Consider the following 15,336-nt stretch of genomic DNA (forward strand, 5'->3'; position numbering starts at 1 on the left):
TCGGCCTGGCGGGGGCGATCTTCGGCCACTGGCTGCTCGGCATCAAGCTCACCATCCTGTCGATGTTCGGCCTCTTCGGCCTGGCGGGCATCGTGGTGAACAACTCGATCATCCTCGTGAGCCTGTTCCAGGAACTGCGCGCGCGCGGCACGGCGCTCGACCAGGCCCTGGTCGACGCTGCCTGCGGCCGCCTGCGCGCGGTGCTGCTGACCTCGCTGACCACCGTCGGCGGGCTGGTGCCGCTGCTGTTCGAGACCTCGCTGCAGGCGCAGTTCCTGGTGCCGATGGCGACCTCGATCGCCTTCGGCCTCGGCTTCTCCGCGGTGCTGGTGCTGTTCTTCGTGCCCGCGCTGCTGTCGATGCTGGAGGCTTTCATCGCACGCGGCAGCGAGGCGAGGCCGCAAGCGGCCTGAGCGCGTGGCCGCGGCCGCGCGGAAGACGCATACTCCCGCCCTTGCTCCACCCCGGATTCATGCGCATGCGATTTCTCCACACTTCCGACTGGCATCTTGGCCGCGTCTATCACGGCGTCTCCCTGCTCGAGGACCAGGCCGCGGTGCTGCGCGACTTCGTCCGCCTCGCCGCCGCGCGGCGACCCGACGCGGTGCTGGTCGCGGGCGACATCTACGACCGCTCGGTGCCGCCGGCCGAGGCGGTGCGCCTGCTCGACGCGGTGCTCACCGAGCTCGTCGGCGAGCTGCGCATCCCGGTGATCGCGATCGCCGGCAACCATGACGGCCCCGACCGCCTCGCCTTCGGCGCCGGCCTGCTCGGCGGCGCCGGGCTCACCGTGCGCGGGCCGGTGTCGGCCGAAATGGCGCCGGTCGTGCTGCGCGACGCCGACGGCGAGGTGGCGATCTGGCCGCTGCCCTATGCCGAGCCGGCGGTGGTGCGCGCCGCCTTCGGCGCCGACGCCATCGCCGACCACCATGCCGCGCTCGCCGCCCAGCTCGCCACGGTGCGCGCCGGCGCGGTGCCCGGGCGGCGCGAGGTGGTCATCGCCCACGCCTTCGTCGCCGGCTGCGCCGAATCGGAGTCGGAGCGCCCGCTGTCGGTGGGCGGCAGCGGCATGGTCGGCGCGGAGCTGTTCGCCGGCTTCGACTATGTCGCCCTCGGCCACCTGCACCGGCCGCAGCAGGTCGGCGGCGAGCGCATCCAGTATGCAGGCTCCCTGCTCAAGTATTCGTTCGCCGAGGCCGATCACCTCAAGTCGGTGAATTGGGTCGAGCTCGACGGCGCCGGTCGCTGCACGGTCGAGCGTATCCCGCTTTCGCCGCCGCGCGACCTGCGCATCCTGAGCGGCACGCTCGAGGCGCTGCTCGCCGCTGCGTCCGCCGACCCCCGCTGCGACGACTACGTGCTCGCCCGCCTCGCCGATCGTGGCGCGCTGCTCGACGCGATGGGCAAGCTGCGCAGCGCCTATCCCAACGCGCTCGCGATCGAACGCCCGCAGCTGGGCGGCGAGGGCGTCGGCTGCGTCGCCGGCGACCACCGCCGGGTGCGCCTGCAGGATCTGTTCGCCGGCTTCTGGCAGGAGACCACCGGCCTCGCGCTCGCGGCCGACGAGGCCGCCGCGCTCGATCGCATCGTCGACGCCCTCGAGCGTGAGGCGCGCCACGCATGAAGCCGATCCGCCTCAGCCTGCAGGCCTTCGGCCCCTTCGCCGGACGCGAGGAGATCGACTTCGGCCTGCTGCCGCCCGGCGCGCTCTTCCTCATCGCCGGCGCCACCGGCGCGGGCAAGACCTCGATCCTCGACGGCATCACCTATGCGCTCTACGGCGACACCTCGGGCGGCGAGCGCAGCGCGAGCGAGATGCGCAGCCACCACGCCGAGCCTGCGCTGCCGACCGAGGTGGCTTTCGAGTTCGCCCTCGGCGCACGCCGCTTCCTGGTGCGGCGGCGGCCGGAGCAGGAACGCGCCGCGCAGCGCGGCAGCGGCATGGTAAAGGCAACGGCGAAGGCCGAGCTCGCCGAATGGAAGGCGGGCGCGTGGCAGCCGCTGGCGCAGCGCACCACCGAGGTCGGCGAGCGCATCGAGGCGCTGCTCGGCTTCAAGGCCGACCAGTTCCGCCAGGTGGTGGTGCTGCCGCAGGGCCAGTTCCGCCGCCTGCTCGCCGCCAGCTCCGCGGAGCGCGAGAAGATCCTCGAGGCCCTGTTCGGCACCGTCGCCTACAAGCGGCTGCAGGACGCGCTCAAGGCGGCGGCTGCCGCGCTGCGCCAGCGCGCCGAGGAGGCGAGCCTGCGCCGCGAGACCCTGCTCGGCCAGGCCGGCGCCGACTCGGCGGAGACGCTCGGCGGCCGCCGCGCCCAGCTCGGCGAGGTGCTCGCCGGCCTGCAGGCGGAGGAGAAGGGGGTGCGCGAGGAGGACGCCGCGGCGCGCGCCGCGCTGCAGCAGGGGCAGGCCGCGGCCGCGCAGTTCGCCGAGGCCGCGCGGGCGCGGCAGGCGCTTGCAGCGCAGGAGGCGCGCCAGGCCGGGCTCGCCGAGGCGCGCGCGCGGCTCGCGTTCGCCCGGCGCGCGCTGCAGGTGCTGCCCGCCGAAGCCGCACGCGAGGCGGCAGCGCGGGACGCGGCGGAGGCGCGCCGGCGCGAGGCCGAGGCGGTCGCCGAAGCGGTGCGCGCGGCCGAGGTCCGGCGCGAGGCCGCCACACGGCTGGCGAGCGAGACCGCGCGCGCCCCCGAGCGCGAGACCGCGCAGCGCGAACAGTTGCGGCTCGAGGCGCTGGTCGAGGCGGTGGCGCGCCTGGCGCAGGCCGAGGCCGAGCGCAGCGCGCGCGAGAACGAGCGCCTCGCCGCCGCGCAGGCGCTCGCCGCGGCGAGCGCGCGCAGCGAGCAGCTCGGGCGCGAACGTGGCGCGCTGCTCGCCCGCATCGACGCGCTGCAGCCGATCGCCGCGCGGGTCGATACGCTCGCGATGCAGCTGCGCCAGGCCGAACGGCGCGTGCGCGCGACTGCCGAGCTGGCGCAGATCGCCCGCCAGCTCGGCGATCGCCGCGCCGAGGCGCAACGACTGGGAGAGGCGGTCGCGCACGCGCAGCAGGCCCTGCAGGCGCGGCGCACGACGCAGGCCGCGCTCGAGCAGCGCTGGCGCCAGGCGCAGGCGGCAATCCTCGCCGGCCACCTGCACGACGGCGCCGCCTGCCCGGTGTGCGGCAGCGCCAGCCATCCGGCGCCCGCGCGCTTCGAGGGCGACCTGCCGACCGAGGAGGCGCTGCAGGCCGCAGCCGATGCCGCGCGTGCCGCTGAGGCGGCGCTCGAAGCCGCGCGTCGCGCGCAGGGCGACGCCGAACACACTGCGGCGGGGATCGAGGCCGAGCACCGTACCCGCGCCGCCGCGCTCGCGGCGGAGGCGGGGGAGGCGGGGGAGGCGGGGGAGGTCGACACGGCCGATCTGCCCGCGCTGCGCGCGGCGCTCGCGGCTGCGCGGGGCGCGCTCGCCGAACTCGAGCCGGCACGCGGGCGGCTGCCGACGGTCGATGCCGGGCTCGCCGCGGCTGCGAGCGCCTGCGAGGCGGCGCGGTTGCGCGCGGGCGAGGCCGCGAGCGCCGCGCATGGCGCGGCGCGTCTGACCGAGGAGCGCAGCGCGGCGGTGCCGGCGGCACTGCGCCAGCCGGCGGCGCTGGCGACCGCGATCGCTGCCGCGCGCAGGCTGCGCCTCGGCCTCGAGCGCGCGCTGGAACAGACGCAGGCCGCGCACCAGCTCGCCGCCCGCCACGAGGCCGAGGCCTGCGCCCGCCGCGACGCCCGGATCGAGGCCCGCGTTGCGGCCGAGCGCCGGCTGGCGGAGGCGGACGCGGCCTTCCTCGCCGCGCTGGCGGCGGCGGGCTTCGGCGCGGCGGCAGCGAGCGCCGGCGAGGGCGGCGCGGTGACCGTGTCCGCCGTTCCGGAAACCGCGGGGGAGGGCGGCATGGCGAGCGCGGACGAGGCGGCGCAGGCCGCCTACCGCGCCGCGCTGCTCGAGCCCGCCGCGATCGAGGCGCGCGAGCGCGCGCTGCGCGAGGCCGACGAGGCGCTCGCCGCCGCGCGCGAGCGCGCCGTACGCGCCGCCGAGGCGGTGGCCGGGCGCACGCCGCCCGCGCTCGAGGTGCTCGAGGCGCGCGCCACCGCCGGCCGTGAGGCGGTCGAGGCGGTGCTCGGCCGTATCGCCGACGCGCGTGGCGAGGCCGCGAAGCTCGACCACACCCTCGCCCTGCTGGCCGGGCTCGCCCGCGAGAGCGGCGCGATCGAGGCCGAGTACGCGGTGGTCGGCCACCTCGCCGAGGTCGCCAACGGCGACAACGGCCGCCGTCTCACCTTCCAGCGCTACGTGCTCGCCGCCCTGCTCGACGACGTGCTGCGCGCCGCCTCGCTGCGGCTCAAGGCGATGAGCCGCGGCCGCTACCTGCTGCAGCGGCGCGATGACGTCGCCGACGCGCGCCGCGCCGCCGGCCTCGACCTCGAGGTGGTGGACGACTACACCGGCCGCGCCCGCCCGGCGAGCACCCTGTCGGGCGGCGAGGGCTTCCTCGCCTCGCTGTCGCTCGCGCTCGGTCTCTCAGACGTCGTCCAGGCCTATGCCGGCGGCGTTCAGCTCGACACCCTGTTCATCGACGAGGGTTTCGGCAGCCTCGACCCGGAGTCGCTCGACATGGCGATGAAGGCGTTGATCGATCTGCAGCAGCGCGGCCGCATGGTCGGGGTGATCTCCCACGTCGAGGAGATGAAACAGCAGATCGACGTCGCGATCGAGGTGGTGCAGGGGGTGCGCGGCAGCAAGGTCCGGATCCTCGGCTGAGCGAGGGCGCTCGGCCGCGGTCGGGGCGCGCCCCGACCGCCCCGACGCGGCGGATTGTTGCTTTTTCGGCAATTGTCCTTTCTTCCCCGTCCGGTATTGCGGCACGGATGGAGGACCGGCTAGACGGGCGTCAGCGTGTTCGTGCTCGTCGTCGTCCGCCAGGCCTGGCGCGTCACGCACCGCCCGCCACCTGCTCTACCCGTCGATGTTCGCGATCCCGCTGTCGGGCTGGCTGATGCGCCCGGCCAAGGGCTTCCAGACCGTGTGGTTCGGGCTGCTCGATCCCCGACCTGCTGGCCACGGACAAGGAACTCGGCGAGCTGCTGCAGACCGTACACATGAGCCTGAACTTCGTCCTGATCGCGGCGCTGCTCGGCCATGTCGGCGCGGCGCTCGAGCACCCCTTCTTCGACAAGGACAATGTGCTGGGCCGCATGCTGCCGCGTCGCACCGCCTGACCCGGAACATTCGAGATCCCTGGAGGAATGACGACCATGAAACGCATCGCCCTCACCCTGCTTTCCACCCTCGCCTTCGCCACCGCCGCCCACGCCGCCGAGTACACCCGGGTCCAGCCCGAACAGAGCCGGATCGGTTTCGGCTACGAGCAGATGGGCGTGTCGATGGACGGCAGCTTCGGCAAGTTCTCGAGCACGCTGCGCTTCGACCCCGCGGCCCCGCAGGCGGCCGCGGCGACGATCGAGGTCGATCTCGCCAGCGTCGACACCGGCAGCGCCGAGGGCGACGACGAGGTGGCGACCCGGAGCTGGTTCAACACCCCGGCCTTCCCGACCGCCCGCTTCGAGTCGACCGGCGTCAAGGCGCTCGGCGGCGACGCCTACGAGGTCGCCGGCAAGCTCACGATCAAGGGCACGACGAAGGACGTCGTGGTGCCCGCCAGCTTCACGCCACAGGGCGACACCGGCGTGTTCGAAGGCAGCCTCACCATCCAGCGCGGCGACTTCTCGATCGGCGAAGGCGCCTGGAAGGCCTTCGACATCGTTGCCAACGACGTCGTCATCACGTTCCGCATCGTTGCCGCAGCGGACTGAGCCGCGGCCCGTCCCTCAGCCGATCTTCATCGATCCACGCCAACCCAAGCCACAGAGGCACAATCCATGAGCCGTATCGCCAGACTCTCCGCGGCCCTGATCGTCTCCGCCGCGGCCGCCGCCCCCGCGCTGGCCGCGCCGGAAACCCACCAACTCGACCCCACGCACACCGTCCCGTGCTTCTCCTACAGCCTCTTCGGCATGTCGACCCAGCTGTCGAAGTTCACCAAGACCACCGGCACCGTCACCCTGGACAAGCTGGCGATCCACCAGGACGCCCGGGTCCATGCAGGGCGCTTCGACGGCGATGAAGCGCAGCGCTTCGCGTTGCCCGCCGAGCGTTCCGCCCATGTGCGTGTGGCGCGCGGCGCGCTCGAGGTGAACGGCCAGCGCCGCCGCCGCCGCCGTCTATAGTTCCATTGGAAGTGTCGATTCCCCGGTCTGGCGCGCGACGCCGCCCCTCGCCGGCGGGGTTCGGCCGCGCCGGCCCTCGGGCCGGGCGCGAGCGGGACGGCGGGCTCACGCGGGAGAGTGCCATGAGCGAGGAACGCAGGCAGTGGGTGTGCGCGACGCTGGACGTCGAGGGCGGCGAACGCGTGGCGGGGTCGCCGACCCGCCCGGTGTCCATGGGCATGGCGGCGAAGAAGAAGCTGTGGAAGCCGGACAGCATCCTCAGGGTGCGTTTCCTGGAAGGCTCGCCGGCGCTGCACGAGCGCGTTCTGCAGGCCGCCTCCGCCTGGCTGGTGGACGGCGTGAGGCTGCGTTTCGCGCCGGCGCAGCGCGGCGAGCCGGCACCGATCCGGATCGCCTTCGACCCCGGCCGCGGCTCCTGGTCCTACATCGGCACCGATTGCCGCGGCATCCATCCTTCGCAACCGACGATGAACCTGGGCTGGGCCACGCTGGCCACGCCCGAGCACGACTTCCAGAGCGTCGTCATCCACGAATTCGGTCATGCGCTCGGCCTGCTGCACGAGCACAACCATCCCGAGGCGCTGATCCAGTGGAACCGGGCGGCAGTATATGCCGACCTCGAGGGGCCGCCGAACAACTGGGACCGCGAGAAGATCGACCACAACGTGTTCGCCCGCTTCGATGCCTCGACCGTGGTCACGACCGATTTCGACAAGGCCTCGGTGATGATCTACACCATCCCCTCCAACTGGACCCTGGACGGCAAGAGCTTCATGCCCTCGTGGAAGCTGTCGGAGGGGGACGTCGAGACGATCCGCAAGCTGTATTCGTGAGCCCGGCGACCGCGGCGTGGACGGTCGAGGGCGACGCGCTCGCGCTCGGCCCGCTGCAGCTCGCGCTCCAGCGGATCGCGCTGTCGCACTGGCGCGCCGGGGAGCGGCTGCGCAGCTGGGGGACGGCGCCGCTGGCGCGCGAGCGCGGGCGCCTGTGCCTGCCCTGCGCGGGCGACGAGGCGCTCTGGCTCGGGGCCTGGGTGGAGGAGGGCGAGGCGCGGGTGCGCCTGATCGATCCGCTGTCGGGGGGCGAGGCCAGCCTCGTGCTGCCGCGCGATTACCAGCTCGCCGCGCTCGCCGACCTCGCCGGCACACCGCAGCCGCTGACGCTGGCGGCGGGCGGCGCAGCGCGCCGGCTGCGGCTCGAGCTCGACTGCGGCGGATCGCGCGCGGTGATCGAGCTACTGTTGCTCGCACCCGCGGCATGGGCGGCGCGCTGCGGGCGGCCGGCGCCGCCGCCGCTCGATGAACCACCGCCGCTGCCGCCGCGGCTCGGCTAGGAGGCTTTCATGGCGCTCGAGATCGTCAATGGTTTTCCCGGCCTGTGGCGCGACCCGCAGTGGGCGCCCGGCATGCCCGGCGTGTATGCGCTGATCGCGGGGGTGAGTGCCTACCCGCATCTCGAAGGCGGGGCGGCGCCCGCGCGCGAAACGCACCAGCTCGAGCAGTTGCTGTCCTCCGCCGCCACCGCCGCGGCGCTGTTCGAATGGTTGCGCACCGCCTTCCGGCGCGAGGAGTTGCCGGTGGTGTGGTGCTATCTGCTGCTCTCGCCCACCGCGGCCGAGCGCGCCGCGTTCGACGCCGCCGGTCTGAGCCACTACGCCACGCCGGACTATGCCGGCCTGCAGCTGGCGATCCAGTGCTGGACCGGCAACGTGCCGAGCCAGCCGCCGGCGTCGATGAAGAGCCGCACCCTGTTCTTTTTCAGCGGCCACGGTGTGCAGGCGAACTGGAGCCCGCTGCTGCTGCCGTCCGACTACCTGAATCCGGCGCTCGGCCAGCCCCATCTCGAGAACTGCATCAGCGCGCGCGAACTGCGCAAGTGGATGGAGGAGAACCCGGTAGCCGAGCACCTGGCCTTCATCGACGCCTGCCGCAACGAGTTCTCACCCCTCGCCGGCAAGGGCGCGACCGCTCACGGCGTATTCCCGATCAACCCGCCGGGCGGGCCTGCGCCGCGCTCGGCGGCAAGCCTGGCGGCGACCTCGCCCAACGCGGTCGCTTACCAGTTTCCCGGCCGACCTCACACCTTCTTCGGCCAGGCGGTGCTCGAGGCGCTGAGCGGGCAGGCCGATCGGGGCGACGCCCGGGTCGATTTCCGCGAGCTGGTCGATTACGTGCGGCCGCGGGTGAACGTGCTGCTGCAGGAGACGGCCGGCACCGCGCTCGACCAGACGGTGCGGCCGACGATCGACGGCGACGAGGAGCTCGTCGTCACCGAGCTGCCGACGCCGGTGGCCAGTGCGCCGATGCCGCCGGCCCCCGCGCCGCGCGGGCCGGCGAGGCCCGTTCCCGCGTCACCGGCGCCCGCCCCGCCTGGGTCCGCGCCCGGCGCGGCCGGTCTCGGTGCCGCGGCCGGTCGTGCGCTCGCGGCACGCTTCGACGAGGCGCTGACGGTGCGCGTTCCCATCAGCCTCGAGGGTCTGCGTGCCTCGTTCGGCGAGGCGGTGCGACGTTTCGGGCATGAGTACGTGTCGCTGGCCTGGTTCGAGGGCGGCGTGGCACTGCACTCGCTCGGCGACGGCAGGGCGCTCGACGACGGTGCGACGGTGGTCGAGGTGGCGCGCGACGAGGCGAGCAGCCGGGTGCGGGTCGATCTCGTCCTCGCTCCCCATCCGCATGGTGTCCTGCTGGTGTTCGAGGGCGCGCACAACGTGCAGCGCGAGCGGCTCGCGCTGGCGCTGCCGACCGACGAACACGGCGAGGTGCCGATCCGGCTCACGCTGACGATCGCGCGGGTCGAGGCCTTCGGGGATCCGAAGCTGCAGAAGGTGGAGGCCTGGCTCGGTCCCTCCGCCGTCAACCCGCATTACGACTATCTGTGGCGCCTCACCGAGGAGGCCGAGTTCGGCAGCCTGACCCGTGCGGCGCAGCGCGCAGACGCCGGGCGGCTGAAGCTCGCGGCGCAGGACAAGATCAACGGCCAGGCGGCGGCGACCGCCGGCATGCTGCTGCTGGCGCGCGCCGGCCAGCTCGGCCGCGTCGGCGAGTGGACGCGGAACCTGATGGACTGGTTTCCGCAGCTGCCCGACGGCGCGGTGCTGTGGGCCGAAGCGCTGCGCGACGCGATGGCGCGCGGCGAAGCGCGGCCCTTCGGCGTGGATGATCCGCTCGCCGAGATGGCGACCGCGCTCGAGACGCTGTGGTCCCGCGGCCTGCCTTTCTTCGCCGACAGCGTGGAGCTGGCCGACGCCCTGCTGCGCCACCTGCTGCGGGCGCCGATCGCCGAGGCCCGGCGCGGCCGGCTCGCCGAGATCGCGCACTGGCTCGAACGCGTCTTCGAGCTGGCCCTGCCCGCCGGCCACTTCACGGTGCTCGCCGGCCAGCCCCGGCCGGACTGGATGGGCGGCGCGGGCGCGCTGACGGTGGACGAAATGCTGGCACTGCTGCGGCCGGGCTGTCTGGTGGGTGTGCCCTAGGGCGCCTTCGTCTCGTCGCGGATCATCACCAGCATCATCTTGAACGGCGACAGCGGCGTCACCGCATGCGGCGTGTGGGCCGGCATCAGCAGGACGTCGCCGGCCCCCACTTCGTGGCGCTCGCCGCCGAGCAGGATCTCGGCGCGGCCCTCGACCGCGACCACCAGGGCGTCGAAGGGCGCGCGGTGCTCGCTGAGGCCCTCGCCGGCGTCGAAGGCGAACAGGGTGACGCTGCCGCCGGCGTTCTTCACCAGCATCCGGCTGACGATCGCCTTGTCCTGGAACTGCAGCATCGCGGCGAGGTTTTCCACCCGGGGCGGGGCGTCGGTGAGGCGGTTGGCTTGGGTCATGGCGATGCGCTCCGTCGGCTGGGCGGTCGGGGAAAGGGGGCGGGCCGCAGCGGCCGCCCCGGTGCGAGGATTGTCGACGGCATCCGGCGCAGGCTCCTTGATCCAGCTCATCCCCGGCGACGGCTTGCTGAAACAGCCCCTCGGGCTCACAGTTCGGTCAGGATCGAGGCGCCTGCGCCGGCCGTTCCCCAATCCCGCGGAGGATTCCCGATGACGCGTCTGCTTGCCCCGATCGCGCTCGCCGCCGCCCTTGCGGTGTCCGTCTTCGCCCAGCCACCGGCGCCGCAGCAGGTGCTGCCCGAGGCGCAGGGCTGGTCCGGTGCGCGATCCCCGCGCTGCAGGCGGCGTGGACGATCGGCGCGGAAGACGGGCCCGGCCCCGACGTGCTGCGCGTGCGTCTGGCCTCCGGCGGCCCGATTCCGCCCCACATTCATCCGGACGAGCACTACGTTACCGTGCTGTCGGGGACGATCCACGTCGGCTTCGGCGACACGATCGACGAGGCCCGCCTGGTCGCGGTGCCCGCCGGCGCGATCTACGTAGCGCCAGCGGGGGTGGCGCATTACGGGTGGGCGCGCAACGGCGCGGCCGAATACCAGGAGGCCGGGGTGGGCTCGACCGCAAGCAGGATCCTGCCGCGCTGAGCGGCGGGCGACAAAGGAGGAGCCGATCGATGGCGTGCAGCGACGAGCTGGTGAGGAGCCTGATGCGGCCGGGGGTGCTGCCCGGCGCGGAGGGCGAGGTGGCGCTGATCGAGACCCACATCTCGTGGGTGCTGCTCGCCGGCGAGCACGCCTGGAAGCTGAAGAAGCCGCTCGATCTCGGCTTCCTCGACTTCAGTACGCCCGCGCGTCGGCGCGCGGCCTGCGAGGACGAGCTGCGCCTGAACCGGCGCACCGCGCCCGAGATCTACCAGGCGGTGGTGGCGGTGCGCGGCACGCCCGCGGCGCCGCGGGTCGACGACGATGGACACGAGGAGGCGCACGCGGGAGAGGGCGCGCCGATCGACTGGCTGGTGCGGATGCGCCGCTTCGACCAGTCCGCGCTGTTCTCCAGCCTGCTCGCCGAGGGGCGGCTGGCGCCGGCGCTGTTCGACCGCCTCGCCCGCCACGTCGCCGAATTCCATGCCGGTGCGGCGCGCGCGCGGCCGGGCGAGGGCTACGGCGACGCCGAGGCGGTGATGGCGCCGGTGCGGCAGAACTTCGCCCAGGTGCGTGCGCGCGTCGACGATGCGCAAATGCTCGCGCTGCTCGACGGCGTGGAGCGCTGGGCCGAGGCACGCTTCGTCGAGCTGGCGCCACTGTTCGACGCCCGCCTCGCCGCCGGCATGGTACGCGAGTGCCATGGCGATCTGCACCTGGGCAACCTGATCGTGCTCGACGACGGCCCGCGGCTGTTCGACGCGATCGAATTCAGCGCCGCGCTGCGCTGGATCGACGTCGTCGCCGATGTCGCCTTCCTGGTCATGGACCTGCAGGTGCGCGGCGAGGCCGGCCTGGGCTGGCGCTTCCTCAATGCCTGGCTCGAGCGCTGCGGCGACTACGAGGGCCTCGCGCTGCTGCCCTGGTACCTGAGCTACCGGGCGATGGTGCGTGCCAAGGTGGCGGCGATCCGCAGCGCCCAGCTCGCGGACGCGGCGCGTGCCGAGGCGCTCGCGGAATGCCGGCGCTACCTCGGCTTCGCTGCCGGGTGTGCGCGGCCGGGCGCGCCCAGCCTGCTCATCGCCAGCGGCGTCTCGGGCGCCGGCAAGACCAGCCAGTCGCAGCCACTGCTCGAGGCGCGCGGCCTGATCCGGGTGCGCGCCGACGTCGAGCGCAAGCGCCTGTTCGGCCTCGCCCCCGAGGACGCGAGCGGCTCGACGCCGGATGCCGGGCTGTACACCGCCGAGGCGAGCGCGCGCACCTACGACCGCCTCGCCGAACTCGCGCGCAGCGTCGCCGCCGCCGGCTATCCGGTGCTGGTCGACGCGACCTTTCTCAAGCGCGCCCAGCGCGAGCGCTTTCACGGGCTCGCCGGCGCGCTCGGCATACCCTTCGCGATCCTCGCCTTCGAGGCGCCGCCCGCGCTGCTGCGCGAGCGGGTGCGGCGCCGCGCCGCCGAGGGGCGCGATGCGTCCGAGGCGGACGAGGCGGTGCTCGCCGGCCAGCTCGCGGCGCGCGAGCCGCTCGACGCCGCCGAAGCCGCGTTTGCGCTGGAGATCGATACCGGAGGCGCGCCCGACTGGGCGGTGCTGCTGCCGCGCTTCGACGCCCTGTGCGGGTCGGGCTGAGCGGCCGCGGTGGCCCCGCGGGCGCGGAGGGGCTTAGAATCGTGGGTCTACCCCGAATGGTGACCGCCATGATCCGCCGCTTCCTCCCCACGTTCCTCCTCGCCCTGCTCGCCGTTGGCTGCGCCTCCCGGCCGGCCGAGGTCGCCGGGCCGACCGCGACCGGCACGCCGCAGATGCAGTTCGCGCTCGGCAGCGGCATCTACCGCTGCGAGAACGGCGTGCGGGTGGACGTGCAGCGCGACACGCCGATGCCCGGCATGCTCGGCCTGGTGTGGAAGGGGTCGAGCTACCGCATGCAACGCAACGCCTCCTCCTCCGGCCTGCCGCGCTTCGAGGATGTCGCCAGCGGCCTGGTTTGGATCGATCTGCCGTGGAAGAGCGTGCTGCTCGATGGCCGCAGCGGCCGGCCCCTGGCCAGCGACTGCCGCGGCCCCGCTTCGGTCCGCCAGGGCTGAGTCAGCCGAGGCCGGCGGCGATCGCCTCGATCGGCGCCGGCGTCACCGAGGTCGGCGTCTGGAAGGGGTTGCCCTGTACCAGCACGATCGCCGCGGTGGGTGCGGCGGCGAAAGCGAACAGCACGATGGCGATGAAGGCCGCGCGCGGCCGCTCGATGTGGACCACCGCGACCGACACCAGGGTGAGGAAACCGAGGAAGGCCATCCCGAGCCATTTCAGCGGATTCACATGCGTCTTGCTGAGCGCCACGCGCAGGTCGTGCTCGGCGCGAATGTCGCTCGCCTTGCTCAGCATCAGCGCCTGCACGTTGGCGCCGGCGGCGCTTGCGACCTCCGCGCTGGCGATCAGGGTCAGCAGCGCGTCGGCGCGTGCGAGCACCTCGGGAGCTTCCCGGCGCTGCGCCAGATGGGGCCATTCGTCCGCGCTCGCACTGGCATAGCTGCCGATCGCGGCGCGCAGGCGCCCGCCCAGCGGCGCGGGCAGGGCATCGGCGAGGGCGGCGATGCTGCGCAGGCCGTCGGCCTCGCGGTACACCGCATTCATCGCGCGATCGTGCGCGCTCCAGGTGTCGCTGGCGAGGAAGGCGAGGGTCAGGCCGAACACGACGCCGATCACGTTGATGAAGGGCGGCGACACCCCGCGCAGCGACTGCGCCCATCCCGCCCAAGGCGATCGCTGGATGAACCACTGGATCAGCAAGACGGCGACCAGTGTGCCGAGGACGGCGACGAGGGCGAAGCCGTAGTGGTCGTAGGTATGCCAGTGAGGCAGCGGCATGGGGTCCTTCCGGGTGGGCGAGCGGATACCCCGCCAGTTTACCTCGCCTGTGGGAATCGTCCGACGAGCGTTTCGGAGCGGGCTGATTGGGTATCGGGGCGGGCTTGCCTAAAGTGGAGCCGTGATCCGAAGCAAGGGCACAACACCTCCACCCAACAGCAAGGAGAACGGATATGAACAAGGACATCATCGAAGGCAACTGGAAGCAACTCAAGGGCAAGGTCCAGCAGCAATGGGGCAAGCTCACCGATGACGACTTCGACGTCATCGCCGGCAAGCGCGAAGAGCTCGCCGGCCGCGTGCAGGAGCGCTACGGCATCACGCGCGACGAAGCGGAACAGCAGGTCCGCGACTGGGAAAGCCGGCTCTGACAGCCGCCCGCGCCGCCCGCTCCGCGGGCGGCGCCCCGCCCCGGCCACCGCCCCCACTCCATCCGAATCGAGGAGAACATCATGCTCCATTACGCCGTCGTGTTTTTCGTCATCGCCCTGATCGCCGCCGTGTTCGGCTTCGGTGGCATCGCCGCCGGTGCCGCCGGCATCGCCAAGGTCCTGTTCGTGATCTTCCTCATCATGGCGATCGTCAGCTTCGTCATGAACATGAGCAAGAAGCGATGAAGCCTCCCTCGCCGGCCGCGACCATCACGTCCGTCCTGCCAACTGTCCAGGGTCGCGCCAATGAACGCCACCAGCCCCGTCGCGCAAACGTCTCGCGTCGCGCCGCCTTCCGTGAGCCGCCTGGTCGGGTGGCTCGCGGCCCCACTCGCTGCGTTTTCCCTGGCAGCCTGTGCCAGTGTGGTTCCGCCCGCGCCGGCGGCCGCACCTGAAACCATGAAACCGCGGGATTCCGTGCGCGTCGAGGGCAGTGCGGGCAGCCGCAGCGCCCGCGACAGCGCGCAGACCCTGCGCGAGGCGAAGGCCGAAGGCCGTGGGCCGCAGTTCGAGAATCACCTCGAGATCCTCCAGCAGGCCGGCGAGACCCTGTATGCCGGCAACGAGCTCGCCCTCCTCGTCGATGGCCCCGCCACCTTCGATGCGATCTTCGCCGAGCTCGAGCAGGCCCGCGAGCGGGTGCTGCTCCAGACCTACATCCTCGAGGGCACCGACATCGGGCGCCGTATCGCGGACGTCCTGCTGCGCAAGCGTGCCGAGGGCGTGGACGTGCGCGTCATCTACGACAGCGTCGGCTCCTTCGCCACTCCGGCCGCCTTCTTCGACGAGCTGCGCGAAGGCGGCATCGAAGCCTGCGAGTTCAATCCGGTCAGCCCCCTGCGCCGCGCCACCGGAATTCTGCGCGTCAACAATCGCGATCACCGCAAGCTGCTGGCGATCGACGACCGCGTCGCCTTCACCGGCGGCGTCAATATCAGCAGCGTGTACTCCTCCGCCTCTTTCGGGTCGCGGGCCAGCAAGCTGAGATCACCCGAAGAGGACGGCTGGCGCGACACCCATGTGCGCATCGAGGGCCCGGCGGTGCGCCGCTTCATCGAGCTTTTCCAGGACACCTGGCGGCGCCAGGCCTGCGAGGGCGAACTCGCGGCCCTGCCCGATATCGACCCCGACTCGCTGAAGCCGCCGGAACAGGGCGAGCGCCTGGTCGCCGTCATCGAGAGTACCGCCGAGGAGGACTCGGGTCGCTTCCGGCGCGCCTTCCTGGGCGCGATCGAAGGCGCGACCGATTCGGTGCACATCACCATGGCCTATTTCGTCCCCGATCCCGGGATGCTCGCCGCTCTGACGCGGGCCGCGCAGCGCGGCGTCGAGGTGGTTCTCG

Annotated in this window: 17 protein-coding genes and 1 pseudogene; 16 read left to right on the plus strand and 2 right to left on the minus strand. The window is 73.0% G+C overall.

Translation table 11 applies throughout. The features are described 5' to 3' along the window. From BB334_RS18510 to BB334_RS14050, 10 genes and pseudogenes are all read left to right on the plus strand, one after another. On the plus strand, positions 1 to 413 hold a 413-nt coding region (locus BB334_RS18510; protein ID WP_198531261.1), incomplete at its 5' end, for an efflux RND transporter permease subunit. Positions 414 to 478: 65 nt separating this feature from the next. Beyond that, on the plus strand, positions 479 to 1,624 hold the full coding sequence (locus tag BB334_RS14020; protein ID WP_068809120.1) for an exonuclease SbcCD subunit D: 1,146 nt from the start codon (positions 479 to 481) through the stop codon (positions 1,622 to 1,624). Then, positions 1,621 to 4,773, plus strand: coding sequence for an AAA family ATPase (locus tag BB334_RS14025; protein ID WP_068809121.1), 3,153 nt, complete (start codon positions 1,621 to 1,623; stop codon positions 4,771 to 4,773). Before BB334_RS14020 ends, BB334_RS14025 begins: the two co-directional genes overlap by 4 nt. Positions 4,774 to 5,111: 338 nt before the next feature. Then, positions 5,112 to 5,231 carry a hypothetical protein gene (locus tag BB334_RS18850; protein WP_332835034.1) on the plus strand — a complete coding sequence of 40 codons (120 nt, stop codon included), beginning with the start codon at positions 5,112 to 5,114 and terminating at the stop codon, positions 5,229 to 5,231. Positions 5,232 to 5,267: 36 nt separating this feature from the next. After that, positions 5,268 to 5,825, plus strand: a complete 558-nt coding sequence (locus BB334_RS14030) for a YceI family protein (protein WP_068809122.1) — start codon at positions 5,268 to 5,270, stop codon at positions 5,823 to 5,825. A gap of 66 nt (positions 5,826 to 5,891) precedes the next feature. After that, a pseudogene (locus tag BB334_RS18910) lies at positions 5,892 to 6,089 on the plus strand (polyisoprenoid-binding protein); the annotation flags it as partial. Further along, positions 6,090 to 6,239 carry a pirin family protein gene (locus BB334_RS18915; RefSeq protein ID WP_408646466.1) on the plus strand — a complete coding sequence of 50 codons (150 nt, stop codon included), beginning with the start codon at positions 6,090 to 6,092 and terminating at the stop codon, positions 6,237 to 6,239. Positions 6,240 to 6,361: 122 nt separating this feature from the next. Further along, positions 6,362 to 7,072 carry a M12 family metallopeptidase gene (locus tag BB334_RS14040; RefSeq protein WP_068809124.1) on the plus strand — a complete coding sequence of 237 codons (711 nt, stop codon included), beginning with the start codon at positions 6,362 to 6,364 and terminating at the stop codon, positions 7,070 to 7,072. After that, the gene (locus tag BB334_RS14045; protein WP_068809125.1) at positions 7,069 to 7,572 is read left to right on the plus strand and encodes a hypothetical protein; all 504 of its coding nucleotides are present in this window, start codon (positions 7,069 to 7,071) and stop codon (positions 7,570 to 7,572) included. The genes BB334_RS14040 and BB334_RS14045 overlap by 4 nt, the downstream gene beginning before the upstream one ends. Positions 7,573 to 7,581: 9 nt before the next feature. Then, positions 7,582 to 9,711, plus strand: a complete 2,130-nt coding sequence (locus BB334_RS14050; protein WP_068809126.1) for a caspase family protein — start codon at positions 7,582 to 7,584, stop codon at positions 9,709 to 9,711. Here the strand turns inward: BB334_RS14050 and BB334_RS14055 are convergent. Next, positions 9,708 to 10,061 (minus strand): cupin domain-containing protein, encoded by a 354-nt coding sequence (locus BB334_RS14055; protein ID WP_068809469.1) that lies wholly within the window; start codon positions 10,059 to 10,061, stop codon positions 9,708 to 9,710. The two genes, BB334_RS14050 and BB334_RS14055, sit on opposite strands and share 4 nt — an antisense overlap. Positions 10,062 to 10,453: 392 nt before the next feature. Here BB334_RS14055 and BB334_RS18515 point away from each other — a divergent pair, with 392 nt between their 5' ends. From BB334_RS18515 to BB334_RS14070, 3 genes are read left to right on the plus strand one after another with little or no spacing between them, the layout of a single operon-like run. Next, the gene (locus tag BB334_RS18515; protein WP_198531262.1) at positions 10,454 to 10,705 is read left to right on the plus strand and encodes a cupin domain-containing protein; all 252 of its coding nucleotides are present in this window, start codon (positions 10,454 to 10,456) and stop codon (positions 10,703 to 10,705) included. A gap of 29 nt (positions 10,706 to 10,734) precedes the next feature. Continuing rightward, entirely contained in the window at positions 10,735 to 12,330 is a 1,596-nt protein-coding gene (locus BB334_RS14065; protein WP_068809128.1) for a bifunctional aminoglycoside phosphotransferase/ATP-binding protein, read from the plus strand. 41 nt (positions 12,331 to 12,371) lie between these two features. Next, positions 12,372 to 12,785, plus strand: a complete 414-nt coding sequence (locus BB334_RS14070) for an alginate lyase family protein (RefSeq protein ID WP_158014413.1) — start codon at positions 12,372 to 12,374, stop codon at positions 12,783 to 12,785. Position 12,786: 1 nt separating this feature from the next. Here BB334_RS14070 and BB334_RS14075 read toward each other — a convergent pair whose 3' ends face one another. Further along, positions 12,787 to 13,563, minus strand: coding sequence for a bestrophin-like domain (locus BB334_RS14075; RefSeq protein WP_068809129.1), 777 nt, complete (start codon positions 13,561 to 13,563; stop codon positions 12,787 to 12,789). 173 nt (positions 13,564 to 13,736) lie between these two features. Here BB334_RS14075 and BB334_RS14080 point away from each other — a divergent pair, with 173 nt between their 5' ends. From BB334_RS14080 to BB334_RS17715, 3 genes are all read left to right on the plus strand, one after another. Then, complete coding sequence (locus tag BB334_RS14080) at positions 13,737 to 13,934, plus strand: CsbD family protein (protein WP_068809130.1); 198 nt, start codon at positions 13,737 to 13,739, stop codon at positions 13,932 to 13,934. 81 nt (positions 13,935 to 14,015) lie between these two features. After that, positions 14,016 to 14,180: a DUF1328 domain-containing protein gene (locus BB334_RS14085; RefSeq protein WP_068809131.1), complete on the plus strand. Its 165-nt coding sequence runs from the start codon at positions 14,016 to 14,018 to the stop codon at positions 14,178 to 14,180. Positions 14,181 to 14,393: 213 nt separating this feature from the next. Beyond that, positions 14,394 to 15,336, plus strand: a 943-nt coding sequence (locus tag BB334_RS17715) for a phospholipase D-like domain-containing protein (protein ID WP_232756743.1), incomplete at its 3' end; no start/stop codon positions are given.

The organism is Thauera phenolivorans, from assembly GCF_001696715.1.
Classification (GTDB): domain Bacteria; phylum Pseudomonadota; class Gammaproteobacteria; order Burkholderiales; family Rhodocyclaceae; genus Thauera; species Thauera phenolivorans.

Bases quoted from the DNA above. Each gene is read 5' to 3' on its own strand.
- BB334_RS14020 (WP_068809120.1), top strand. From the start codon at position 479: ATGCGATTTCTCCACACTTCCGACTGGCATCTTGGCCGCGTCTATCAC.
- BB334_RS14025 (WP_068809121.1), top strand. From the start codon at position 1,621: ATGAAGCCGATCCGCCTCAGCCTGCAGGCCTTCGGCCCCTTCGCCGGA.
- BB334_RS18850 (WP_332835034.1), top strand. From the start codon at position 5,112: ATGAGCCTGAACTTCGTCCTGATCGCGGCGCTGCTCGGCCATGTCGGC.
- BB334_RS14030 (WP_068809122.1), top strand. From the start codon at position 5,268: ATGAAACGCATCGCCCTCACCCTGCTTTCCACCCTCGCCTTCGCCACC.
- BB334_RS14040 (WP_068809124.1), top strand. From the start codon at position 6,362: ATGAGCGAGGAACGCAGGCAGTGGGTGTGCGCGACGCTGGACGTCGAG.
- BB334_RS14050 (WP_068809126.1), top strand. From the start codon at position 7,582: ATGGCGCTCGAGATCGTCAATGGTTTTCCCGGCCTGTGGCGCGACCCG.
- BB334_RS14055 (WP_068809469.1), bottom strand. From the start codon at position 10,061: ATGACCCAAGCCAACCGCCTCACCGACGCCCCGCCCCGGGTGGAAAAC.
- BB334_RS14065 (WP_068809128.1), top strand. From the start codon at position 10,735: ATGGCGTGCAGCGACGAGCTGGTGAGGAGCCTGATGCGGCCGGGGGTG.
- BB334_RS14075 (WP_068809129.1), bottom strand. From the start codon at position 13,563: ATGCCGCTGCCTCACTGGCATACCTACGACCACTACGGCTTCGCCCTC.
- BB334_RS14080 (WP_068809130.1), top strand. From the start codon at position 13,737: ATGAACAAGGACATCATCGAAGGCAACTGGAAGCAACTCAAGGGCAAG.
- BB334_RS14085 (WP_068809131.1), top strand. From the start codon at position 14,016: ATGCTCCATTACGCCGTCGTGTTTTTCGTCATCGCCCTGATCGCCGCC.